Origin of the sequence: Nitrosomonas cryotolerans ATCC 49181 (assembly GCF_900143275.1) — a bacterium.
In the GTDB taxonomy this organism is placed as follows: Bacteria; Pseudomonadota; Gammaproteobacteria; order Burkholderiales; family Nitrosomonadaceae; genus Nitrosomonas; species Nitrosomonas cryotolerans.
Genome location: NZ_FSRO01000001.1, coordinates 1,224,909 through 1,248,427, shown reverse-complemented (window position 1 = coordinate 1,248,427; position 23,519 = coordinate 1,224,909). Strand labels below are relative to the sequence as shown.

Genomic DNA, 23,519 nt, shown 5'->3' with positions numbered 1-23,519 from the left:
TCGATGACTGAAGAACTCCAACACTTACGCGACAAGATTGACACCATTGACAATGAATTACTCAAGCTGGTAAATGAGCGTGCCAAACTTGCACAAGCGATTGGACAGAAAAAAAAGAGTGGCATCATTTATCGTCCTGACCGGGAAGCCCAGATACTGGAGCGTTTAAAGGAACACAATCTCGGACCTGTCGCAAATGAACGTATTATTCAGCTATTTACTGAAATTATGTCTTTGTGCCGTGCCATGGAAGAACCCATAACTGTGGCCTATTTAGGTCCACGTGGAACGTTCTCTGAAGAAGCAGCTTTAAAACGTTTTGGTAACGCTATCACGACAGCAGCGTGTGATTCAATTGATGAAGTCTTTCGTAAAGTAGAATCAGGGGCAGCAGGTTATGGCGTCGTACCGATAGAGAATTCTACTGAAGGTGCAATTGGCAGAACGATGGATTTATTGTTACAAACACCATTAATTGTATGCGGTGAAATTCAGTTACCCATACATCAATATCTGATGGCCCAGCATACTGAACTTTCACAAATTAATAAAATTTATTCGCATCCGCAATCATTCTCTCAGTGTCACGAATGGTTGCACAGAAATTTACCTCACTTATTAGATACTGCACGCATCAATGCACCCAGTAATGCCGATGCAGCTCGATTAGCTGCAGCAGATAAAAATGCGGCCGCAATTGCAAGCAAAAGAGCAGCTGATGTATTTGGACTGGCTATCTGTGCCGAAAATATCGAAGATGATCCAAAAAATACGACGCGATTTCTAGTCATTGGAACACAAAATATCGCGGCCTCCGGTAAAGATAAAACGTCACTGGTCATTTCGACGAATAATCGCCCTGGCGCAATCCATGAACTACTCGCGCCACTGGCCCAATATGGTGTCGGCATGAGTCGCCTCGAGTCACGTCCATCACGTACCGGGCTGTGGGAATATGTATTTTTTATTGATATTGAAGGCCACCAGGAAAACCAGAATGTTGTAACTGCACTTCAAGAACTACGTAAGAAAGCAACATTCTTAAAGATATTCGGATCTTATCCTGTAGCATAACGCATATTTAAAAAAGCTGGATCATAACTGAACATGCCCATAATCCAGCATTAAATTATTTTCTCCCTACTTCCATTTCTCTACTGTTTACGAATTGAACCTTATGAATCTTTGTGATTTTGCTCCGGAATATATCCGCGCAATCCAGCCTTATCAACCTGGCAAACCCATCTCTGAGTTAGTAAGAGAACTAGGACTGGATGAACATAACGTGATTAAGCTTGCATCCAATGAGAATCCTCTCGGAACAAGTCCCCTCGCACGCGAAGCAATGATAAATGCGCTCAATCAGATCTCACTCTATCCGGATGGCAGTGGTTTTGAATTAAAAGCGGCCATCTCTCAGCGCTATAGTGTGAATACCGATCAGATTATACTGGGCAATGGTTCTAATGACATTCTCGATCTTGCAGCACGCGTATTTCTAAAACCCGGAGCTGCAGCTGTTTATTCACAACATGCTTTTGCAGTTTATCCGTTAGTCGTGCAAACAATTGGGGCCAACGGTATTTCCGTTCCAGCCAGAGATTATGGACATGACCTGGCAGCTATGCTGGATGCGGTTACACCCGAAACACGGATTGTATTTATTGCCAGCCCCAATAATCCTACTGGCACGCTATCTGAAGTAGATGATTTATTGCGTTTTCTGGAGCGTGTTTCTCGGGACGTACTGGTAGTTTTAGATGAGGCTTATAATGAGTACCTGCCTGAAGCCAATAAAAGAAACAGTATCAGCTGGCTCAAACGTTTTCCAAATTTGATAATTACCCGTACCTTTTCCAAAGCATATGGTCTTGCAGGTGTGCGTGTTGGATTCGGATTAGCGCATACTGATGTCGCGGATCTGATGAACCGGGTACGCCAGCCCTTCAATGTCAATAGCATCGGACTTGCCGGTGCGCTCGCAGCATTACAGGATACTGAATTTGTAGAGCGGTCGTACGCACTTAATCGAACAGGCATGTTGCACCTGACCGATGGGCTGCGTCAACTTGGGATTGAATATATTCCTTCTTTTGGGAATTTTCTCAGTTTTCGTGTCGAAGGTGATGTCGCAAATACAAAAAAAGTCTATCAAAGCCTCCTGCAGCAAGGCGTTATCGTGCGCCCTCTCGGTATTTACGAAATGCCGCAACACCTTCGGGTTACGATTGGACTGGAATCTGAAAATCAAAAATTTTTAAAATCACTTGAGCGTGCAATTGGAGAGTTAGCTTGATCATCATAATGAATAAGGATGCTACCGAGGAGCAAATCGGTACGATTACAAAAAAACTGCAGGATTTTGGACATGGAGTCAATATCTCACGCGGCACCAGCCGTATCGTGATTGGCGCTATTGGTGATGAAAGCAAGCTTGCTCCCGAACTATTCGATTCCTTACCGGGCGTTGAATATTCCATGCACATCGTCAAACAATACAAAATCGTATCGCGTGAATCACAGACAACGGACTCAGTCATTGATGTCAGCGGTATCCCAATCGGTGGCCAACAAATCCAGGTCATCGGTGGTCCCTGTTCGGTAGAAACACAGGAGCAAATGGACTTATCCGCACAATTTGTCGCTGCCGCAGAATGCCGTTTAATGCGAGGTGGAGCCTTCAAACCCCGTACCAGCCCTTATACCTTCCAGGGAAAAGGCAAAGATGGACTAACAATATTTCGCCGGGCTGCAAGCAAGTATAACCTTCCCATTGTCACTGAATTAATGGATGTTCGCATGCTGGACACATTTCTCGAACACGATGTGGATATCATACAGATTGGCACCCGCAACATGCAAAACTTTGATTTGTTGAAAGAAGTGGGGCGCATTAGTAAACCAGTTATACTCAAGCGCGGCTTGTCAGCAACAATTTCTGAATGGTTAATGGCCGCAGAATATATTGCCGCCGGTGGCAACCACAATATTATCTTCTGTGAGCGTGGTATTCGTACTTTTGAAACCGCTTATCGCAATGTCATGGATGTGACCTGCATTCCAGTCCTGAAACGAGAAACACATCTGCCTGTTATCGTTGATCCTTCCCATGCTGGTGGTAAGTCATGGATGGTTCCTGCATTAGCGCGTGCTGCTATTGCGGCAGGTGCCGATGGCCTCTTAATAGAAATGCACCCCAATCCATGTGAAGCCTGGTGCGATGCGGATCAGGCACTCAACCCGCAGGAACTTAAAGACCTCATGGCATCCCTGAAGGGAATTGCGGGAGTCATCGGACGAACCATATAACCAGGGCAGATATGATAAACCCGATGTTTAATAAGCTGGTCATTATCGGCGTGGGTCTGATCGGGGGTTCTTTTGCACTCGCGCTACGTCAGGCTGGCTTAGTTAAACAGATCGTTGGTATCGGCCGCAGCCAAGCGAATATGCAACGTGCGCTTGATCTGGGAGTCATAGATGAAATTGCTCATCATCCCGCACTGGCCATGCAAGATGCGGATGCTGTTCTACTAGCCATGCCCGTAGGACAAACTGCCGATATCATGGCAAAAATCGCACCCTATCTTCAACCCGAAACCGTTATAACCGATGCAGGCAGCACCAAGCAAGATGTCATTGCTGCCGCACGTACCTATCTCGACAAGCACTTAAAGAACTTTGTCCCCAGCCATCCCATTGCCGGTGCAGAACACAGTGGCGTCAATGCCGCACAAGCCAACTTGTTTCATAATAAACATTTAATCATCACCCCACTGGAAGAGACCAGCGATACTGCTTTAGCTCGGGTTACAGCGCTGTGGCAAGGTTGCGGCGCTCAGGTTTCAGAAATGCAGGCGGATGAACATGACAGGCTGCTTGCTGCGACCAGCCACCTCCCCCATCTGTTGGCATTCACTTTCATGAATTATCTTTGTACCAATATTGGAAACGATCCAGATCAACTGCTCCGTTTTGCAGGCAGCGGCCTGCGAGATTTCACCCGCATTGCCGGCAGTTCTCCAGAAATGTGGCATGATATCTGCTTTTCCAATCGTGAAACATTACTCACACAAATTGATGCTTATCAGCATACATTATCATCTTTACAGAAAATGCTGGAGGATAGTAACGGACCTGCATTGAAGGATTTGTTTTCTGAGGCACGGGAAGCACGAAGAAACTGGTTCAAGGATAAAATCTGATTGTACTAGAATAGTTTCTCCCAGATACAGATTCAATCTGACACTTTCAGACAAACTCGACAAATAGCGTTACATTCAATACGCTTAGCAACAAGCTACCTAAATTTACTTAATTAGTTATAACAAATATTGACATCATACGGCTAAACAGCTGGGCTTCACCGAAAATTCTCCAGTTGCGTAATGATTTGATTTAATCTGGCGATCATTGAAAGAAATCGTATAGAAATATGACATGATCTCGATTATGCCATTTGAGCAAACGATCGAACAATCGACCTCGCCAGAAAAGCCTGGCTCAAATTTGAACTGACAATCTTCCTAAAGAATGATCATCATTGGATAAAATCTAAATCAATATATCAGATTACCGTTCACATTTACCCGGCAGAATCTGAATTCTGCCTAGTAAAAAACAGTATATTCTGGGAATAATGATCACCTATTTATCTGCCTGTTTTTTAAGAATTGTCTGAAGAGATGCTACCATTTCCATGGGTAACGGAAAAACAATCGTAGAATTTTTCTCACCCGCAATCTCCGTCAGCGTTTGCAGATAACGTAACTGTAATGCCTGAGGTTGCTTGGCTAATACCTGCGATGCTTCTAATAAATGTTGTGAGGCCTGCAATTCACCTTCGGCATGAATAATTTTTGCACGCCGCTCCCGCTCGGCTTCTGCCTGTTTTGCAATGGCTCGGATCATATTTTCATTGAGATCAACGTGTTTTATCTCAACATTGGCTACCTTGATACCCCACGCGTCTGTCTGCTCATCCAGAATTTTTTGGATATCCTGATTAAGTTTATCACGGCTGGCCAGCATTTCATCCAGTTCGTGCTGACCGAGTACAGAACGCAATGTGGTTTGTGCTAACTGGCTAGTCGCAATATCAAAATTTTCGACCTGTATAATTGCCTTTTCAGGATCAATAACCCGGAAATAAAGCACAGCGTTGACTTTCACCGAAACGTTATCCCGTGAAATAACATCCTGACTTGGCACATCCATGACAATGGTCCGCAAATCAACGCGCACCATGGTCTGAATTATCGGAATGACAATAACGAGCCCCGGGCCCTTAACCTTCCAGAAACGCCCCAGCTGAAACACGACACCACGCTCATACTCGCGCAGTACCTTGAAAGCACTAGCTAAAAAGATAATAATAATGATTAGCATAGAAAAAATGATCGTCATTGAGCTCATCTTAACTCTCCTTTAAATGATCCGTAGCGGGTTCCACTATTAAAATCAAGCCATCTAATGTCGTTACTCGCACTTTCTGTCCTCGTTTAAGCGGGCTATTCGTCCGTGCTTTCCATAGTTCGCCATGAATTCTAACCCAGCCTTGCTGATCAAAATCTTCAGTAGCTTCGCCGACGCGTTCCATAAGCGCCTCTATACCACTGACTACCGGGCGCTGTCGTGATTTTATGGCCATTCCCAACACTAGCATAAAAAATCCTGCACTCAGTAATGCAAATGAAACAATCAGTGGTACAGAAACACCATAACCCGGCACACCCGTATCCAGCAACATGACAGATCCAATAGCAAAAGCAATGATGCCACCAATACCCAGCGCTCCAAAACTCGGCACAAATACTTCACCCAACATAAAAGCAATACCCAGTAATATCAGCGCCAATCCTGCATAGTTAATGGGCAACACCTGGAAAGCAAACAGAGCCAACAGCAAGCAAACAGCGCCAACAACACCGGGTAATAGCGCCCCTGGATTAGAAAACTCAAAAATTAAAGCATAGATTCCGATCAGCATCAGAATGTAAGCCACATTAGGATCCGTAATCACGGATAATAGACGTGTGCGCCAATCCTGCTTAAAACGTTGCACTGTAATATGCTGGGTTGACAACACTTTTTCTTGCCCCAGTACATTAACTGTCCGCCCATCAATTTTGGACAATAGATCCGAAATATCGGTTGCGATCAGATCGATCACCCCCTCTCCTATCGCCTCTTCCGCTGTCAGACTGGCAGCCTGCCTGACAGCCATTTCAGCCCATTCCGCATTACGTCCCCGCATCTGCGCCAGTCCACGGATGTAAGCGACCGCATCATTGATGATCTTATTTGTCAGGTGATCCTGTCGAGCTGATTCCTGATCATGAGCTCCTTCCGGCTGTTCATCAAATGAATCGCTCCCAGGAAAGCCCGTGATCTGAACCGGTGTTGCAGCACCCAGATTAGTCGCGGGAGCCATTGCCGCAATATGGCTGGCATAAAGAATATAAGTCCCGGCACTCGCGGCACGGGCACCGCCAGGTGACACAAAGGTAATAACAGGGATGGGTGAAGCGATAATATCTTGGATGATTCCACGCATTGATGCATCCAGACCACCGGGCGTATCCATCTGGATGATAATCATTTGGGCATTTTTCTCAGCCGCTTTATGAAAACCGCGTTCTAAATAATCATGACTGGCTGGTCCAATTGCACCATCAATACTTAACCACAAGGCATGACCTCCGCCCTGTGCAAACAATACAAGAGGCCAACAGAAAATGACCAAGAGAATAATAACGTGATATCGCAGTATTCGATGATGTATGCAGCGCCACATGACCATCCCCCATGATTGTTATTATGTTGACCATAACATACGAACATGATTCCGATTTAAAGCTAACCACTGCAGTGCGATAATGGCGCTGGCCGATCTGATCTTACCCGCGTTGAGCAGCGCTAAGGCTGCGTCCACGGTCATAACATGCACTCTGATATCTTCGTTTTCCTCTGCTACACCATACACACCACCTGCTTGGGTAGTATCTACCTTGCCACAAAATAAAGCAACGCGCTCTGTTGTACCACCAGGACTCACCAGATAATCATATACAGGAATCAGCGTTACAATAGTACAGGCGGCTTCTTCAATGCTTTCCCGTTTAACTACATCAATGCCCGTTTCACCTGCTTCAACAATACCCGCCACGATTTCCATTAGCCATGGCCCATTCGGTTCCGTCATGGCACCAATCCGGAATTGTTCGATCAAGATCACCTCATCTCTGAACGGGTCATACGGCAACACGGCCGCAGCGTGCCCTCGTTCAAATAATTCACGTACGACCGCTTGGCTCCAATCACCATTGAACAAGCGATAACGTAAGCAATAACGTTCCAAGCGAAAAAAACCTTCATAGCAGATCGTTTTTTCAAGCACTTCTACATTTCTCTTGATCATGTCCCCTCTCTCGCGGCCAAGCATCAAAATATACAAGCAGCGAACTAAACGAATTTCTGCTCAGATACACTGATCTAATCATTCTCAAGAGATTACTATCGGCTATTACTCAGCAGATTTCAGCTTTTCTGATATCGTTATCGCACCCCTATGGAATGACAACCAATGATACGTCTACCGTACATTCAGTCACACCGGCGACTGATCATCCATAGCCATTTCTTAAAAGGCACGTAAGAGCAGAATGCCTTGTTTGATGGCTCGTATCAGAAAAATTACATCTAGTGCAATAAGGCAGGCGGCGTAAAAACCTCATTGACCGAGCTAAAAGATCCCCCTGGCGTCGGTCCACCATTCATGATATACAACCGACCATCAACCACCGCTGCACCCGATCCATGACGTGCTGTTGGCATCGGAGTCATCACATGCCAGTGATCTGTATTAGGAATATACATTTCGTTTGTCGCAAAGGTGCCTTCTTCGGATTCACCCCCTAAAACATAGATTCGATCATCGATCACGCCTGCGGCCATTCCACTACGGGCAGTCGGCAAACTAGCACGCGATCGCCATTGATTCGTTTCAGGGTTATATTCTTCAACGGTGTTCCGATTCTGACTATAGTCCAGATTTAATCGTCCCCCGATGGCATAAATTCTGGACCCCACGGTCGTGATGGCCAAGTGATCCCGTGGCGTCGGTAATGGCGCGGCAGAAGACCAGGTATTCGTTTGTGGATCAAAAACTTCTACCACATCAGGATTACTCTCTCCATCATAGCCCCCCACGGCATATAATTTATCCTGATAGACAGCGATGCCTAGTGCACCGCGTGCTGTCGGCATCGGCGCGCGCTCACTCCACAGGCCAGTCGTCGGATTGTATTGATAAACAGTTGGAACCGCGTGCCACACGGATAGAAAAGATTGGGTAAACCCACCGATTACGTACAACATACCATTTAGAACAGCAATACCCGCATGATGGCGGCCCTCCGGAAGCGGCGTAGCCAGGGACCAGGTATTTGAAATAGGATCATATACTTCCACTGCGCGACTAATCGCCAGATTCAGCGCATTCCTTATGCTCAACTCGCTACTGAAACCGCCTGTGACATAAATTTTGCCCTCAACAGCAGCGGCAGCCACCTCTGTTCGTTCAGTCGGCGCAGACGCACCTGTAGTCCATAAGCCACTGGAAGATTCGGCCAGAATTTGACTGGTATTTATGAAAAGCAGGAAAAGAACACATACGATGAAAGAGAATTTTGACGTTAGCACGGAAAAAGCCCCCCCCCCTCTCAGTGAACAGAAGTTCAGTATACTGTTCCAGCCCAGAATATAGCAAGCATTACCAAGTGCAATGATCAGGGGCACGACCCACTCCGTTCATGGAGCTAATTACGATGCACTCTTTGATCCCTCTTACAACAAAAGCTGGGCAGCTAAGGTTAATAAATAACGAGGTAAGTCGTCAGAAATATTATTTCAAACACCCCTCTATATTCATAACGGCTATCAATCAACCTACCCAAAGCAGATACCGGGCAGTATCATATCGTGAATAATTCTGACAGGCATAATAGCAGCGAAAAGATGATCGATGAAAAGCAAATATCCCCTGCGCCAGTGACTTTGAGTGTGGCGACCAGGTACTGGCTAAAATTGGGTTTTATCAGCTTTGGAGGGCCTGCGGGACAGATCTCAATCATCCATCAGGAGCTGGTGGAAAAACGGCGATGGATCTCAGAGCAGCGCTACTTGCATGCGCTCAATTATTGTATGTTGTTACCGGGTCCGGAGGCAACACAGCTTGCAATCTACATCGCCTGGCTGATGCACGGTACATATGGCGCGATCGTGGCCGGCATATTGTTTTTTCTACCGGCATTTATCCTGTTATCCGTACTGGCGGGCATTTATCTTGCATTCGGAGATACGTCGCTAATACAAGGTGTTTTCTACGGCATCAAACCGGCAGTTGTCGCGATTGTGTTGTTTGCAGGTTGGCGCATTGGTTCACGCATACTGAGAAATGCAATGCTATGGAGCATCGCAATGTTCGCTTTTATCGGAATCTTCCTGCTCAACATCGGTTTCCCATGGATCATTTTAACAGCAGCGATCTTTGGCGCAGTGGGCAGCAAATTTGCACCCGCTCAGTTCCAGAATAATAACGGGCATTATATAAGCAACGCGGCCTATGGCCCGGCCATCATCGATGATGATACCCCGACACCCGCGCATGCGAAATTTTCCTGGCGTAAATTGAGCCTGACCATCCTTATTTTCATAGCGATCTGGCTAATAGCTTTGCTTAGCATCAGCAATCAACCGGCGCTCCTGGAGCTAGGCCGTTTTTTTACCCAGGCCGCATTTTTAACCATTGGTGGCGCTTATGCCGTATTGCCATATGTATATCAGGGCGGCGTTGAACATTATCATTGGTTGACTGGCCCACAAATGATGGATGGGCTGGCGCTGGGTGAAGCAACGCCAGGGCCCTTGATCATGATAGTAACCTGGATAGGCTATCTCGGTGGCGTCGCCAAAAATGTATCTGATTATCCTATTATTGCGGGTATCGCAGGCGCGGGTATCGCAACCTTTTTTACCTTTCTGCCATCTTTCCTGTTTATCCTGGCGGGCGGCCCACTAGTAGAAGCGACACGCAATGAACTCAAATTTACTGCACCACTGGTCAGTATCACGGCTGCTGTAGTGGGTGTTATTTTCAATCTCGCAGTATTTTTTGCCTGGCATACCTTCTGGCCACAAGGCACGACAACAGCCCCTTTTGCAGGCACATTTCACTACTTCCCATTCATTGTAACCATCATCGCTTTTCTGGCTTTATGGCGATATAAAACAGATATCATGAAAGTAATCATGACATGTGCACTCACGGGTATGCTATGGGTAATGATACTAAACCTGTTGGAAAAATAGACCACAAAATAAATAAGCGGCGCATACTATAAATTGGTATCGCATGGACTTGTCGAATGGAAAAAAAACGGCTCCGCTGAAAAAAATAGCATTGACTGGAGTAAATTATCTATAAAAAACAAATTCTTACTGTAGAAGAGCAATGACTTTTGATTTTTTGTAAGGAAAAAATACATGAGTTGAGACCTTTGCACGGCGACAATGGACGTGTTCTCGGCGCTTCACATCAGACCGGGTGGACAGGGTTGATTGCCAAACTGCTGCAAGCGAATCGACATGATTAGGGACAAAGAATTGAATATAAAAACCATCTTCGTGATTACATACAGTCTAGAAAGTACAATCTATCAAAATAGCCGATGGCTGCATGCGAATAATCCGTCTATATTACTCTTAAAGATAACTAATTAGAATAATGCGTATTCTCGTCATTGATATCGGTGGAACCCACGTCAAGATTCTCATGAGCAAACAAATCGCTCATCGTGAATTCTCTTCCGGGCCAACATTAACACCCAAGCAAATGGTCGTGCGCGTAAAGAAACTGAGTGATGACTGGCGATATGATGTCATATCTATCGGTTATCCCGGCCAAGTTCTACACAATCAGCCAATAGCTGAACCCCACAATCTGGCAAGCGGCTGGATAACGTTCGACTTTGAGCATGCACTCGAACGACCAGTAAAGATTATCAATGATGCAGCCATGCAAGCATTAGGCAGCTATCACGGCGGCAAGATGCTATTCCTGGGATTGGGTACCGGCCTTGGCTCTGCTTTGATTGTGGACAGCACCATCGTTCCAATGGAACTTGCTCATTTGCCCTACAAGAAAGGCACATTCGAAGATTATGTGGGCGCTCATGCACTGGAGCGCATGGGTAAAAAGAAATGGCGTAGGCAGGTTACCGATGTAATCGAGCAATTGACGGCGGCTCTTCTACCCGACGAGACAGTGCTTGGGGGCGGTAACATCAGGAATCTGAAGGATTTGCCAACTGGCTGCCGGAAAGGTGACAATGCCGATGCATTCACGGGCGGCTTCCGGCTCTGGGAAACCTGACGGAAATACTACACAGCAAAAAAGGTATCGCATCAGAAATAATTGTTTCAATTTTTATTTAATTAAAACAAGGAGATTAAAATGCATATCGGCATGATAGGTCTGGGGCGTATGGGTGCCAATATGGTGCAACGGTTGTCGCAGGGAGGTCACGAGTGTGTGGTTTACGATGTTAATCTCGATGCTGTTAAAAAACTCGCATATCCAGGTGTTACTGGAGCAGTATCGCCAGAAGATTTGGTCGCTCAACTGGAAAGACCACGCACAATCTGGTTGATGATTCCTGCTGCGCGGGTTGATCAGTTTTTGACAAAACTTTTGCCGCTTCTCGAGGACGCTGACACCGTCATCGATGGTGGTAACTCGCATTATCATGATGATATCCGGCGTGGTAAGGAAATGAAACAGCGTGGGATTCATTACCTGGATGTTGGAACAAGTGGTGGTATTACCGGTCTACAGAATGGCTACTGCCTGATGATCGGCGGTGATAAAGCGGTTGCACAGCAGCTCACGCCGATTTTCGAAACGCTTGCACCCGGAATTGACGCAGCCTCACTCACGCCAGGCAGACAACCACGCGTCAGCACTGCTGAGCAAGGCTATCTCTATTGCGGACCGCATGGCGCCGGCCATTTTGTCAAAATGGTGCACAACGGCATTGAATATGGTGTCATGGCCGCTTATGCCGAAGGCATGAATATTCTGCATCATGCAAATGTCGGTAAACGTGACCATGATGTTGATGCTGAAACAACACCGCTACGTAATCCGGAGTATTACCAGTATGACCTGGATCTGGGCGAGATCGCTGAAGTCTGGCGCCGTGGTAGCGTAATTCGTTCATGGTTACTGGATCTCACCGCAATCGCCATGCTGTCTGATCCTGATTTAAAGGATTTCTCCGGCCGTGTGTCTGATTCGGGCGAAGGACGATGGACGCTCGAAGCTGCCATTGATCAAGCCGTACCTGTCCCGGTTTTGAGTGCTGCGCTCTATGAACGTTTCAGCTCGCGCGGTGATGCGGATTTCGCCAATAAAATACTGTCTGCCATGCGCCATGAGTTCGGTGGCCATACGGAAAAACCGATTAAGTAATAGTAGAGACAAAAATATGCCATGAATATACCGCATTCTGACGCATTTGTTTTCTTCGGCGCTACCGGAGATCTGGCTTACAAAAAAATATTCCCCGCATTACAAGCCATGATTCTACACAACGATCTTAATGTGCCGATCATTGGTGTTGCGCGCTCTGACTGGACGCTGGATAAACTACGTGAGCATGCGCGCGATAGTCTGGAACATAATGGCGGCGTTGATGAACATGCCTTCACCAGGCTATCGGCACTATTACAGTATGTCGATGGTGACTACCAAGATGCGGCAACCTTCGACCAGCTAAAACTGGCACTTAACGGCGCTATACGCCCGCTACATTACCTGGCAATTCATCCCGGCATGTTTGGAACGGTTGTCCAGGCACTGGCAAAATCCGGTTGTACAAAAAATGCGCGTGTCATCGTCGAAAAGCCATTTGGTCGTGATCTAGCCACGGCACATGAGCTAAATTGTGCACTACGATCAGCGTTTCCGGAAGAATCGATCTTACGCATCGATCATTATCTGGGAAAAGAAGCGATTATGAATATTCTTTATTTTCGTTTCGCCAATTCCTTTTTGGAACCGATCTGGAACCGCAACTATATAGATAGCGTTCAGATAACCTTATCTGAAGATTTTGGAGTAAATGAGCGCGGTGCGTTTTATGAAACCACTGGGTGTTTACGCGATGTCGTGCAAAATCACCTCTTTCAGATCGTCGCTCTGCTTGCAATGGAGCCGCCTTCATACAGAGGTTATGCAGCCGTGCATACACAGAAAGCCGAAGTGTTTCGAGCCATGTGTGCATTGAAACCAAACGATCTGGTACGTGGCCAGTACATTGGCTACCGAGAAGAACCCGGGGTGGCAGCGGATTCCGATGTGGAAACTTTTTGTGCCCTGCGGCTTTTCATCGATTCGTGGCGCTGGGCGGGTGTGCCCTGGTATTTACGTTCTGGCAAATTCATGCGTGAGTCGGTTGCCGAGGTTCTAATTCAACTAAAGCCGCCACCATCAAAGTTATTCGCCGACTCGCAACCAACGAGTGGACGCGCAAACTATCTGCGTTTCTGGCTTTCTCCCAATTCCGGTATCGCACTTGCCGCGCGCGTTAAACGTGAAGGGAAAGAATTCGTCGGCGACCAGCATGAACTCTATCTGGGTGGCGAACGAATCATAAGGCGGGAAACCGAAACACCCTACGAACGGCTACTAAGCGATGCCATGGCGGGTAATGGCGCACTTTTTGCTAGCGAAGACGCGGTTGAAGCTGCTTGGGCAGTGGTTGACCCAGTTCTTACATCACATTGCCCGGTTCACCTCTACCAGCCCTACAGCTGGGGACCCGGAGCAGCTGACGTGTTGATCGCTCCAAATGGTAATTGGCATAATCCCGGCCCCGGACACGTAGGCGCATAACGATACCGAGCGGTAGCAGTGTTTTCTATCTTGCTTGATGCCTTAAATAATATAGTCATGAAATGAAAAATATGAGATCCCTGTAAAAGCAAAAGGAGCACATATGACATTCACCTCGTATCGGGCCGCTTAAGACCCATTTGCCTGGCCATCAAGGCATTTGGGGAAGCATAGCTAGAGATAACTATCCCTTCATTAATGCCATTTTCTAGACTATGCGCACGAGACGGGCGTACCGCAGCGGGATTTGTCGCCGAATTACGGGAGTTAAAGCGAGGCCTTTGCAAAACCCCTACAGTTGAAAAATTAATCCTTTATAATCAACAGTCAAAAACTTATGGTGAGGGCTTTTGCAAAGGTCTCAAAGCAATACACACCGCCGCTTTATCCACTAGCGCGACAAGGGCATCTGGGAAAAAGACTGGAAGTCTTGATTGACGATCCGGGTTACGAATGGCTGGTGATTGAAGCCAGCCACTGCAAGGCTCACTCCTATTTCGCAGGGGCCAAGGGTGGCAACCAGAACATGAGCCGCACAAAAGGTGACTCAACACTAAGCTACATCTGGCCATAGATGTGCATGGTATGCCGGTCAGTATTTTTATTGCACAGGGTACCACAATGGATTGCACGCAGACTGATCGCTTGATCGAAGGACTTGATGCGAATCATTTACTGGTAAATTGTGGTTATGACAGCAATGCAATTATTGAATAGGCAAGGAGGCAGGATATGGAAATCGCAATTCCCTCAAAGAAGAATCGCACACACAAAGATCTTACGACGAAGAATCCCATAATCTTATTGAAAATGCTTTCCTCCATCTCAAGAGATGGCACCGCATCGTCACAGGATACGCCAAAAATACTGCTTCATTCCCCGCCACTATGCAAACCAGATGTATTGCCCTCTGAATAAATATCTCATGACTATTATATCTAAAGAAAAATTTGCATTTTATATTTATATTCAATAGGAGTCATCATGAAGACCACGCAGCAACTGCACGAACTTGGCCAAAGCATCTGGCTTGACAATATCACCCGTGGGCTGCTAATAAACGGCACACTGGCCCGCTATATCAACGAGCTTTCCGTGACAGGCTTAACCTCCAATCCCAGTATCTTCGATCAGGCGATCCGGAATAGCGATTTTTATGATGCTGCCATTCGCGAGAAAGCGCTTGCCGGAAAATCCGGGGAAGCCCCTTTTTTCGAACTGGCGCTGGAAGACCTGAGGCAGGCTAGCGATCTATTTCGTTCCGTGCATGACACTACCGGCGGTGTCGATGGCTGGGCATCACTGGAGGTATCTCCTCTGCTGGCAAATAACACAGCAGACACCATTCAAGCGGCAATACAACTTTACGCCCAAGCAAACCGCAAAAATCTTTTCATTAAAATACCCGGCAACAAAGCCGGCATACCGGCCATAGAAGAAGTGATCTTTGCAGGCGTGCCGGTAAATGTGACATTGTTGTTCTCTCGCGAGCATTACATTTCTGCAGCCGAAGCCTATATGCGCGGCATAGAACGACGCCTCGCTGTCGGGCTTGATCCCAAAGTAACCAGTGTAGCCTCGCTTTTTATCAGCCGCTGGGATGTCGCTATTCAGGCCAAAGTGTCCGAAACACTGCGCAACCGTCTCGGTATTGCTATTGCCATGCGTACCTATAAAGCTTATCGTGAATTATTGACGTCACCACGCTGGCAAAAATTGATTGACGCCGGCGCAAGATCACAACGCCTGCTGTGGGCCAGCACCGGCACCAAAGACCCTAACGCGCCGGACACACTTTATCTTGAAGCACTCGCCGCATCGAATACCGTTAACACGATACCCGAAAAGACCCTGCTAGCTTTTGCTGAACACGGTACCGTTGGGCGCACTCTACCTCTGGATGGTGGCAATGCCGAGGCTGTGCTTGCTGAATTTGCGCAAGCAGGGGTGAATGAAGCTGCACTCGCTGCACTCGCTGCACGGCTTCAGCAAGAGGGTGAGCAGTCTTTTGCAAAATCCTGGAATAGTCTGATGGCCTGCATCACTTCAAAATGTGCTGTATTGGCGCAAACCCACTTGGGTGCAACTAAATCATGACGGCCGCCACACAAGCACTTGGTTAACTATACAACGAAATATTTTGCCAACTAGTGGTAACGTATTTTAAGCTAACCCCCATTAAGCACTGCTTGCACAAACACAGGAAACCCCCAATGGCTACCAACGAACAACTGCCTGATGTCGTAATGCCGCACTGCCCGCACCGCAATCTGCTAAGAGGACAAAAAGCTTTAGTGACCGGTGCGACTTCTGGTATCGGTAAAAATATAGCCATCTACCTCGCTCAGGAGGGCGCCGATGTGGCTATCAATTACATTGGCTCGGAAGATGCCGCCAATGAGATGGTCGCAGCTATCAAAGCCAGCGGTGGCCATGCTATCGCTGTTCAGGCAGATGTATCGCGTGAGGATCAGGTACAGGCCATGTTCCAGCAGACAATTGAGACTTTTGGTACCATCGATATTCTGGTGAACAACGCTGGCTTGCAGCAGGACGCGCCTTTCGACCAAATGACCTTGGCGCAATGGCAAAAAGTCATCGACGTGAATCTCACCGGCCAATTTCTATGCGCACGCGAGGCGATTCGTGAGTTTAAGCGTCGTGGTGTGGTGCCGGCAGTATCCAATGCCGCCGGAAAAATTATCAGTATCAGCTCGGTACATGAAGTCATCCCTTGGGCCGGCCACGTTAATTATGCCGCTTCCAAGGGCGGCGTCATGCTGATGAACAAGAGCATCGCCCAGGAAGTCGCGCCCTATCGTATACGGGTCAACAGCGTCTGTCCCGGTGCCATCCGTACGCCAATTAATCGTTTAGCTTGGAAAACTGCGGAAGCTTACGATAAGCTGATGGAACTGATCCCTTATAAGCGCATCGGAGAACCCGAAGATATCGCTCGCGTGGTAGCTTGGCTCGCTTCTGACGATGCTGACTACATTACTGGCGTCAGTCTATTTGTAGATGGTGGCATGACGCTCTACCCAGGCTTCGCCGAAGGTGGTTGAGAATGAATCTGCTACAGGCACACTAAGGGGATACTGGCATGAGTACCTTATAGACGGCTGGAGCCCAAGCATGTTCATGATCATGGCCGGAATTTCAATGATCCTTCTGGAATCTCCCGACTATCTTCTGCGTGAATCAATCACTGATAGCGACTTGCGTCGTATCATCATTGGATTAGCGATGGGTTTGACCACCATTGGAATCATCTACTCTCTCTTGGGCCGCCAGCCCAGCCCACATTTCAACCCAGCCGTGACTTTGACATTTTTTCGCCTGGGAAAGATTACGAAATGAGATGCGTTACTCTACGCGCTGGTGTAGTTCACCGGCGGTATGCTGGGCGCATCGCTGATACTGTTTCTGTTCGGAGATCGCTATCTCTAAGGCTCTTGACTGCTCCCCTCCGTAAACGAAGGGGATTCCCAATTCAACGAATCCAACCCGGACGCACCTAAATGCAAACAGGACTTATAGATTCTCCAAGGGCTGACACCGCCAGTCCAGCGGCCAAAACATTACGCGCTGCGTTGATGTCTCGATCATGGATTGATCCGCATTCCGGACAAGTCCATTCACGCACATTCAAAGGCATCTTGTTTACGGTATGCCCACATCCCGAGCAGCGTTTGCTGCTTGGATACCATCGGTCAATACCTACAAGCTCTCGCCCGTACCACAGCGACTTGTATTCTAATTGCCGCACAAATTCACCCCATCCTGCATCGGAAATTGATTTTGCGAGGCAACGATTTTTCTTCATATTGCTAACAGCTAAAGACGCTACAGCTATCACTTGGTTTTCGTTCACTAGCCGTGTTGAGAGTTTATGTAGAAAGTCTTTACGAGCATCAGCAATTCCTGCATGTAGTCACGCTACTTTCAGTCTGGCTTTTTGTCTATTGGCCGACCCTTTGCGCTTTTTAGATAGCTTGCGTTGCAGCTTAGCAAGCCTGGTTTCATTCTTTCGTAGCGTGTTAGGAGACGCAATCTTCTCGCCCGTAGAAAGAATAGCGAAGTGCGTTAATCCTAAGTCAATGCCGACTTTGCCGCTAACCCTTGGCTTTCGCGCAACAGAGTCGTCGCAAAGCATAGAAACATGGTATCGACTCGCTGAGTCTTTAGAGACTGTTGCAATCGTTAGTTTTGTCGCCTTAGGAAGGGTGCGCGACCATCTGATATTCAGTGGATCTTTCATCTTCGCCAGTTTCAGAGACTTACCGTCCCACTTGAAGGCGCTGGACGTGTATTCAGCCGATTGCTTCTCATGCTTGCTTTTGAATGACGGGTATTTGGCTCGTTTGGCAAAGAAATTACCAAATGCCGTTTGCAAGTGGCGGAGAGATTGCTGCACAGGAACACTGGAAACTTTGTTCAGCCATTCAAATTCAGGCTCTTTTTTTAACTCGGTCAACAAAGAGGAGGTAGCATGATACCCGATTCCTTTTTTCTCGGTATACCAAGCATCAGAACGAACGCGCAACATGCGATTATAGACAAACCGAGCACACCCGAATGTTTGAGCCAGAATAGTTTCTTGCTCAAAAGTTGGGTAAAACCTGAATTTGTATGCGCGCTTCATTTCCATTCACACACTTTAACAGAAATAGGTGAAAAACAGGCTTTAGTATCAACGAAGCTGACTCCCTATCCATCCTCGGCCTTAAGACCGGGGTTTTCCGGAAGTTGAGATGATAAAGTATCTGATTCCATCCCCAAGTTTGACGGTCAGTTGAGCTGGAACCCAAATTCAATTAAATTCAGCTGGCTTGGTTGTTCGAGTAACTGATAAGCGGCCAAAAAACCGGCTACTGACCAACTCTGAAAGCGTCGCGCTTCCTTCCCGACGAGCTGACCATAGTGTCCATCAAAGTACTCAGGCCAACATTCGTCCGCTAGTCTTTCTGCAGCGGATTCCAATGCGCGCATGGCTAATGTTGGATGACCCGACTTTTGTGCGGCCGCCGCAAACAGCCAGAGCAAAAAAGGCCAATTCCCTCCGTTATGGTATGACCAGGCAGAATTTTTCGGATCAGCTCCTGTTACGATTTCCCAATCATTCCCTTCCAATGCAGGAAAACAGAGCTTAACTGGCATCTGCCCAATCAGGTCGTTCCAACGTTGCTCAATCAATGCCATAATTTTGTGTGACTGATCCTGCGTTGCTAACGACGAAACTATTGCCAACAGGTTTCCTTGCGCAAAATAACGAAAGTCCATACGTCCAGGGCCCACGTTACCAGCGAAATAACCACCTTTTGCGGGCAACCAGTCTATAAGCGCCGGTTTAATCGTGCTTGGTTGAATATTGAAAGCATTGATGACCTGGCTGCCATACCCCTCAACGTTATAACGGTAAATCGTATTAAGCCGATCGAAGTCAAGCCAATAATAATTTTGCAAATGAACGCTTAAATGGGTTAAACGTTCTGTGATTGAACGATAGTAATAACCGTCTTCAATAAGAAGTTCCCGGGCTGCGGATAAAGCGGCAAAGAGTAAAGACTGAATGTCAAAGGGATAACCATAAACACCCATACGGCGGTCGATCATGTAAGCGCCATCAGTAACCAATAAAGTCGGACGCATATCAAAATGCGGCTCTAGAAAAAGTTCTAACGTCAACTTTATGGCTTGTTGAAATTCGGGTTGTTTTATTAATGTGGTATCTCCAGTGGCACGCACATAAGCGCGCAGCACAATCAGCCACCAAAGCCCTGAGTCTACTGGTGACACGCGGGCAATTGATTTTTCACCAAAATCCGCCTCAAGTTGAGCAATGCCATCTGTCTTAACCACCCTAAAACTGGCTGGCATCAAACCCTTGCCGACCATAAAGCAGTTCATATATTTTACTTTCCCTTGCAACTCGACCATGATAGTGAGGAAGTTTCGTACTATCTCGGTATCGCCCCGCATCAAGAAGGCTAATGCAGAAACCGCGAAATCCCTTACGAAGCAATGGTCGTAATTGAGAATATCGATACCCGGATCACGCGCTGCCACGGTTCCCACGGGTTGGCCTTTGTATTCGATCACTGATTTATATAGTTCACACCATGCGGTATCGATCAATTTTGTATCGATCATGTTTATTCCTTTTTATCAGCCATCATAACGCTCGTTCGTAGCACGAGACCTTTGCAAAACCCCAATAGTTAAAAATTAATATTTATAATCAATAAGTTAAAACATATGGCGAGGGCTTTTGAAAAAGCCTCAATACATGTAAAAGCGATCGCCTCATGCAGCAATGGGCGCTCTGTTGCAAAAAATAACATGTTTCAGAGTAAGTCTCTAATATGTCTAATTATGCGATGTAAATATCGGATTGTCTTTCAATAAGACGAATTTATCCTATGAAGCCTTGTCCGTATTCCCATTCATCCATCTATAGTACCTCTTTGTGTGTTGCCGTACATACCTCGGAGGATTCCTGTCGTAGCATGTGATCGTGACAGTATGGCAGACATAACGATCAGACGAAGTTATAGATGCTTTACTTGAGTTACCCAGTAAGTAATCTTATTGGGCCAACAAAACAATTATCTGTAAACCAGAAAGGGAGGCTCAAATGGGTAAATATTTTCTAGCATGGCTGCTGGGAGTACCAGGGATCGTATTGGTCATCATTTATTTTCTGAATATGTAAGCGCTTAAAAGTAATGATATTGCGTTAGCCACATTGTTCACTGGACTGTGCGCGACGCAAACCCCAATCTACGACAGCGAATACTAACTACTATTACAGATATAAGACCACTGCATAACCGGCTATCTCGGGCTGAGCAAGATTTTTAAGTGTTTGATTTATCAATGCTGTAAGTAATCAGAAAAGCTCAAAAACACAGTTATGCAGCAGTCTTAGAATGGCTAAATCCAATGATAAGTGACCTTGAAGCTAGGCTTCTTTCATCAAAATTATTCATAGAATAGCTATAATAATCCATGTAACTCTTTGTTCATTAAATCTTTCAATTTTCTCCCCGCATCTAATCTTTAGTTTAGTTTTCCTGGAAAATTATCTGGATAAATCTCTTCGAGTTATTCCTCGCTATTTACGGTGTAGAATTTATGGATGGGCGGATTTATTTATGATAACTACAATAATATTTTGATTTTTGGATCACTGAATATTTTCTAAAAATCTCATAGGACAAAATTAATTTGAAAAATAAGGAGATATAAACATGGGTATCGAAGTTGGTGGCTTTTTTGGTCTTCTTTTGTTAATTTTGAATGTGTGGGCAATTATAAAGATTGTTCAGGGCTCAACAAGCACGGAAAGCAAAGTATTATGGGTAGTGTTAATTCTAGTTCTGCCATTAATTGGCCTAATCTTATGGTTTTTGTTAGGCCCTAAGAATGGATAGACATTACCATTTCGCGGTAAAATCGATGCCTTACATTAGCACTTCTGACTCATCTGATGTGTGTTGTCAAATATGGAGTCCATCGGGTTAAGCAGCTATAAGCTTTTCATAATATTGCTGAGTAAATGCTGCCGGTGACAGATAGCGCAGTCTTTTTTGCTTACGCTGTCGGTTATAAAATATTTCGATGTATTCGGTAATCTCCTGAATTGCCTGTTGTCGTGTTTTGAATTTCCGATGATGCACCAGTTCATTTTTAAGTATTCCCCAAAAACTTTCTATTGGTGCATTGTCCCAACAATCACCCTTGCGGCTCATGGAGGCGGTCATGCCGAACTGCTTCAATAGATTTTGATAATCATGTGCACAGTACTGGCTGCCACGATCTGAATGAAGAATCAATCCTATGGGCGGACGTTTTTTGGCAGTTGCACGAAACAAAGCCTGTATAACAAGGTTCTTAGTCATTCTTTCACTCATAGAATAACCCACCAACTCTCCATTAAATAGTTCCTTTATTCCAGCCAAATATAGCCATCCCTCATCGGTAGAAATATAGGTGATGTCACTTACCCATGCTTTATTTGGTGCACTAACAGTAAATTCACGTTTTAATACATTAGGCGCTATTGGCAAGCGATGTTTAGAATCGGTTGTCACCTTAAATTTTCGATTCTGTTTACAGCGTAAACCCAGCTTCTTACGTAGCGTTCGCACACGGTACGGGGTGGCCTGCACGCCATGATCTGCTAGATCACTATGCAGACGTGTTGCACTGTAGGTTTCACGTGTTCGTTGATGGGCAGCTTTTATCTCTATTTCCAGCCTTGCATTCTCCCGTTCACGCTCACTCGGCGCACGAACTCTCCAAGCATAAAAGCCACTTTCAGAAACACCAAATATACGACACATGGATACAATCGGGTACGATTGTCGCATCGACTCAATTAGACCATAAAGACTACTGCACAACTCCCCCGTCAGCGCGATAACCGACTAAAATAGTGACAAGTAAAAGACATTTGGAACAAGAGATGCAGATAAGTTTTGGAACACTGGAATTGGCACAGCGATTGAGACGAGACAGTGTGCTAATGAAGATTGATGTCCTGATTGACTGGGAGGAGTTACGTTCGAAGCTTACAGGTTTATACAAGCGCGAGTTATCGCATGGTGGAGGACAGGAACCATTTGATAGGTTGATGATGTTCAAGGCGATCCTGCTGGGACAGTGGCATAGTTTGTCGGATGCTGCGTTGGAGCAAGCACTGTATGTTCGGATTGATTTTCTACAATTTTGTGGTTTGTCCTTGTCGGATGCGATACCGGACGAAACCACCTTGTGTCGGTTTCGCAACCGATTGGTGTCCGGCGATCGGTTAGATGATCTGCTAGCCTCGATCAATGAACAGCTTCAATCACACGGATTGATGATCAAGGGCGCAACGGGAGCGGTAATTGATGCCACGCTGATTGAGTCAGCGGCACGCCCCAAAAAGGCTATCCTGCTTGAAGTGGATACCGAAGGTAAGGCTGTTCAATTTGAGGATGGCAGCCAACCAGGAATCACCTGTATTGAAGAACAAAGCGCGGATCCAGATGCGGCCTGGCTAAAAAAAGGCAAGAAGTCGCAATTTGGCTATCGCAGTTACCTGGTAGTGGACTCGCAAGACGGCTATGTGCGTGGAGTTCACACTGCCCCTGCCAACCAGAGCGAAATGATACATTTCGAAGCAGCTATCGAGGGTGCGCACCTTGAGGCAAATCGGGTATATGCCGACAAAGGATCAGCCAGCAACGCCAATCGGCAGTTTCTAAGAAATCACAAAATCAAGAGCGCAATCATGCATCGTGCGTACAAGAACAAGCCACTCTCGGCACGCCAGAAGCTGGCGAATAAATTGATCAGCAAAAAACGCTATATTGTTGAACAGTGTTTCGGCACGGCCAAACGCCTATTCGGGATGGGACGCGCCAGCTACTTCGGCACGGCAAAAGTCAACGCCCAAGTTATGCTGAAAAGTATCTGCATGAATCTAAAAAAAGCGGCCAACAAAATTTTCGTGGACAAGCCACCAAGGGGAGTAGTCCGTCCAAATGCTACATAAAGGGGGAAATTCCCTTTA

At 46.4% G+C, this 23,519-nt stretch carries 18 protein-coding genes and 3 pseudogenes; 14 read left to right on the top strand and 7 right to left on the bottom strand.

Annotated elements, in window-relative coordinates; genetic code table 11:
• Nucleotides 1-3 precede the first annotated feature (3 nt).
• The 4 genes from pheA (at nt 4) to BUQ89_RS05490 (ending at nt 4,205) form a co-directional block, all read left to right on the top strand.
• Nucleotides 4-1,074, top strand: a complete 1,071-nt coding sequence (pheA, locus tag BUQ89_RS05505) for a prephenate dehydratase (protein WP_028461333.1) — start codon at nt 4-6, stop codon at nt 1,072-1,074.
• 103 nt (nt 1,075-1,177) lie between these two features.
• A complete protein-coding gene (hisC, locus tag BUQ89_RS05500; RefSeq protein ID WP_028461334.1) occupies nt 1,178-2,296 on the top strand; it encodes a histidinol-phosphate transaminase in 1,119 nt (372 codons plus the stop codon).
• A complete protein-coding gene (aroF, locus tag BUQ89_RS05495) occupies nt 2,293-3,309 on the top strand; it encodes a 3-deoxy-7-phosphoheptulonate synthase (RefSeq protein ID WP_028461335.1) in 1,017 nt (338 codons plus the stop codon). The genes hisC and aroF overlap by 4 nt, the downstream gene beginning before the upstream one ends.
• A 23-nt stretch (nt 3,310-3,332) precedes the next feature.
• Entirely contained in the window at nt 3,333-4,205 is an 873-nt protein-coding gene (locus BUQ89_RS05490) for a prephenate dehydrogenase (RefSeq protein ID WP_143071230.1), read from the top strand.
• A gap of 442 nt (nt 4,206-4,647) precedes the next feature.
• On the opposite strand, the gene BUQ89_RS05485 is transcribed toward BUQ89_RS05490, so the two are convergent.
• The 4 genes from BUQ89_RS05485 to BUQ89_RS05470 all read right to left on the bottom strand — a co-directional run bounded on the left by BUQ89_RS05485 (nt 4,648) and on the right by BUQ89_RS05470 (nt 8,799).
• On the bottom strand, nt 4,648-5,406 hold the full coding sequence (locus BUQ89_RS05485) for a slipin family protein (RefSeq protein WP_028461337.1): 759 nt from the start codon (nt 5,404-5,406) through the stop codon (nt 4,648-4,650).
• Between the two features lie 10 nt (nt 5,407-5,416).
• Nucleotides 5,417-6,796, bottom strand: coding sequence for an NfeD family protein (locus tag BUQ89_RS05480; protein WP_036572923.1), 1,380 nt, complete (start codon nt 6,794-6,796; stop codon nt 5,417-5,419).
• 21 nt (nt 6,797-6,817) lie between these two features.
• Nucleotides 6,818-7,420: an ADP-ribose diphosphatase gene (nudF, locus tag BUQ89_RS05475; RefSeq protein WP_028461339.1), complete on the bottom strand. Its 603-nt coding sequence runs from the start codon at nt 7,418-7,420 to the stop codon at nt 6,818-6,820.
• Between the two features lie 281 nt (nt 7,421-7,701).
• On the bottom strand, nt 7,702-8,799 hold the full coding sequence (locus BUQ89_RS05470; RefSeq protein ID WP_245812909.1) for a Kelch repeat-containing protein: 1,098 nt from the start codon (nt 8,797-8,799) through the stop codon (nt 7,702-7,704).
• Between the two features lie 219 nt (nt 8,800-9,018).
• Here BUQ89_RS05470 and chrA point away from each other — a divergent pair, with 219 nt between their 5' ends.
• The 8 genes and pseudogenes from chrA (at nt 9,019) to BUQ89_RS05425 (ending at nt 17,317) form a co-directional block, all read left to right on the top strand.
• On the top strand, nt 9,019-10,371 hold the full coding sequence (chrA, locus tag BUQ89_RS05465; protein ID WP_036572925.1) for a chromate efflux transporter: 1,353 nt from the start codon (nt 9,019-9,021) through the stop codon (nt 10,369-10,371).
• Nucleotides 10,372-10,786: 415 nt separating this feature from the next.
• Complete coding sequence (locus BUQ89_RS05460; RefSeq protein ID WP_051537569.1) at nt 10,787-11,434, top strand: ROK family protein; 648 nt, start codon at nt 10,787-10,789, stop codon at nt 11,432-11,434.
• An 81-nt stretch (nt 11,435-11,515) separates the two neighbouring features.
• The gene (gnd, locus tag BUQ89_RS05455; protein WP_028461343.1) at nt 11,516-12,532 is read left to right on the top strand and encodes a phosphogluconate dehydrogenase (NAD(+)-dependent, decarboxylating); all 1,017 of its coding nucleotides are present in this window, start codon (nt 11,516-11,518) and stop codon (nt 12,530-12,532) included.
• Nucleotides 12,533-12,553: 21 nt separating this feature from the next.
• Nucleotides 12,554-13,957, top strand: a complete 1,404-nt coding sequence (gene zwf, locus BUQ89_RS05450; RefSeq protein WP_028461344.1) for a glucose-6-phosphate dehydrogenase — start codon at nt 12,554-12,556, stop codon at nt 13,955-13,957.
• A 119-nt stretch (nt 13,958-14,076) separates the two neighbouring features.
• Nucleotides 14,077-14,871, top strand: a pseudogene (locus BUQ89_RS13215) (IS5 family transposase).
• A 70-nt stretch (nt 14,872-14,941) separates the two neighbouring features.
• Complete coding sequence (tal, locus tag BUQ89_RS05435) at nt 14,942-16,054, top strand: transaldolase (RefSeq protein WP_028461346.1); 1,113 nt, start codon at nt 14,942-14,944, stop codon at nt 16,052-16,054.
• Nucleotides 16,055-16,170: 116 nt separating this feature from the next.
• Nucleotides 16,171-17,022, top strand: a complete 852-nt coding sequence (locus tag BUQ89_RS05430) for an SDR family oxidoreductase (protein ID WP_028461347.1) — start codon at nt 16,171-16,173, stop codon at nt 17,020-17,022.
• Nucleotides 17,023-17,092: 70 nt separating this feature from the next.
• Complete coding sequence (locus tag BUQ89_RS05425) at nt 17,093-17,317, top strand: MIP/aquaporin family protein (RefSeq protein ID WP_028461348.1); 225 nt, start codon at nt 17,093-17,095, stop codon at nt 17,315-17,317.
• Nucleotides 17,318-17,474: 157 nt separating this feature from the next.
• Here the strand turns inward: BUQ89_RS05425 and BUQ89_RS14145 are convergent.
• Together BUQ89_RS14145 and BUQ89_RS05415 are read right to left on the bottom strand one after the other, a co-directional pair.
• A pseudogene (locus BUQ89_RS14145) lies at nt 17,475-18,602 on the bottom strand (RNA-guided endonuclease TnpB family protein).
• 146 nt (nt 18,603-18,748) lie between these two features.
• Nucleotides 18,749-20,110 carry a glycoside hydrolase 100 family protein gene (locus BUQ89_RS05415; RefSeq protein ID WP_177183638.1) on the bottom strand — a complete coding sequence of 454 codons (1,362 nt, stop codon included), beginning with the start codon at nt 20,108-20,110 and terminating at the stop codon, nt 18,749-18,751.
• A gap of 1,100 nt (nt 20,111-21,210) precedes the next feature.
• Here BUQ89_RS05415 and BUQ89_RS05410 point away from each other — a divergent pair.
• Nucleotides 21,211-21,393: a PLDc N-terminal domain-containing protein gene (locus BUQ89_RS05410; RefSeq protein WP_028462526.1), complete on the top strand. Its 183-nt coding sequence runs from the start codon at nt 21,211-21,213 to the stop codon at nt 21,391-21,393.
• Nucleotides 21,394-21,480: 87 nt separating this feature from the next.
• Here BUQ89_RS05410 and BUQ89_RS05405 read toward each other — a convergent pair.
• Nucleotides 21,481-22,350 (bottom strand): annotated as a pseudogene (locus BUQ89_RS05405) (IS3 family transposase); the annotation flags it as partial.
• Nucleotides 22,351-22,427: 77 nt separating this feature from the next.
• Between BUQ89_RS05405 and BUQ89_RS05400 the strand changes: the two are divergent.
• Complete coding sequence (locus tag BUQ89_RS05400; RefSeq protein ID WP_083605150.1) at nt 22,428-23,501, top strand: IS5 family transposase; 1,074 nt, start codon at nt 22,428-22,430, stop codon at nt 23,499-23,501.
• Nucleotides 23,502-23,519 lie beyond the last annotated feature (18 nt).

Bases quoted from the DNA above. Each gene is read 5' to 3' on its own strand.
- BUQ89_RS05410 (WP_028462526.1), top strand. From the start codon at position 21,211: ATGGGTATCGAAGTTGGTGGCTTTTTTGGTCTTCTTTTGTTAATTTTG.
- nudF (WP_028461339.1), bottom strand. From the start codon at position 7,420: ATGATCAAGAGAAATGTAGAAGTGCTTGAAAAAACGATCTGCTATGAA.
- gnd (WP_028461343.1), top strand. From the start codon at position 11,516: ATGCATATCGGCATGATAGGTCTGGGGCGTATGGGTGCCAATATGGTG.
- BUQ89_RS05460 (WP_051537569.1), top strand. From the start codon at position 10,787: ATGCGTATTCTCGTCATTGATATCGGTGGAACCCACGTCAAGATTCTC.
- BUQ89_RS05430 (WP_028461347.1), top strand. From the start codon at position 16,171: ATGGCTACCAACGAACAACTGCCTGATGTCGTAATGCCGCACTGCCCG.
- BUQ89_RS05425 (WP_028461348.1), top strand. From the start codon at position 17,093: ATGTTCATGATCATGGCCGGAATTTCAATGATCCTTCTGGAATCTCCC.
- hisC (WP_028461334.1), top strand. From the start codon at position 1,178: ATGAATCTTTGTGATTTTGCTCCGGAATATATCCGCGCAATCCAGCCT.
- chrA (WP_036572925.1), top strand. From the start codon at position 9,019: ATGATCGATGAAAAGCAAATATCCCCTGCGCCAGTGACTTTGAGTGTG.
- BUQ89_RS05400 (WP_083605150.1), top strand. From the start codon at position 22,428: ATGCAGATAAGTTTTGGAACACTGGAATTGGCACAGCGATTGAGACGA.
- BUQ89_RS05415 (WP_177183638.1), bottom strand. From the start codon at position 20,110: ATGATCGATACAAAATTGATCGATACCGCATGGTGTGAACTATATAAA.
- BUQ89_RS05485 (WP_028461337.1), bottom strand. From the start codon at position 5,406: ATGACGATCATTTTTTCTATGCTAATCATTATTATTATCTTTTTAGCT.
- BUQ89_RS05480 (WP_036572923.1), bottom strand. From the start codon at position 6,796: ATGTGGCGCTGCATACATCATCGAATACTGCGATATCACGTTATTATT.
- tal (WP_028461346.1), top strand. From the start codon at position 14,942: ATGAAGACCACGCAGCAACTGCACGAACTTGGCCAAAGCATCTGGCTT.
- pheA (WP_028461333.1), top strand. From the start codon at position 4: ATGACTGAAGAACTCCAACACTTACGCGACAAGATTGACACCATTGAC.
- zwf (WP_028461344.1), top strand. From the start codon at position 12,554: ATGAATATACCGCATTCTGACGCATTTGTTTTCTTCGGCGCTACCGGA.
- BUQ89_RS05490 (WP_143071230.1), top strand. From the start codon at position 3,333: ATGTTTAATAAGCTGGTCATTATCGGCGTGGGTCTGATCGGGGGTTCT.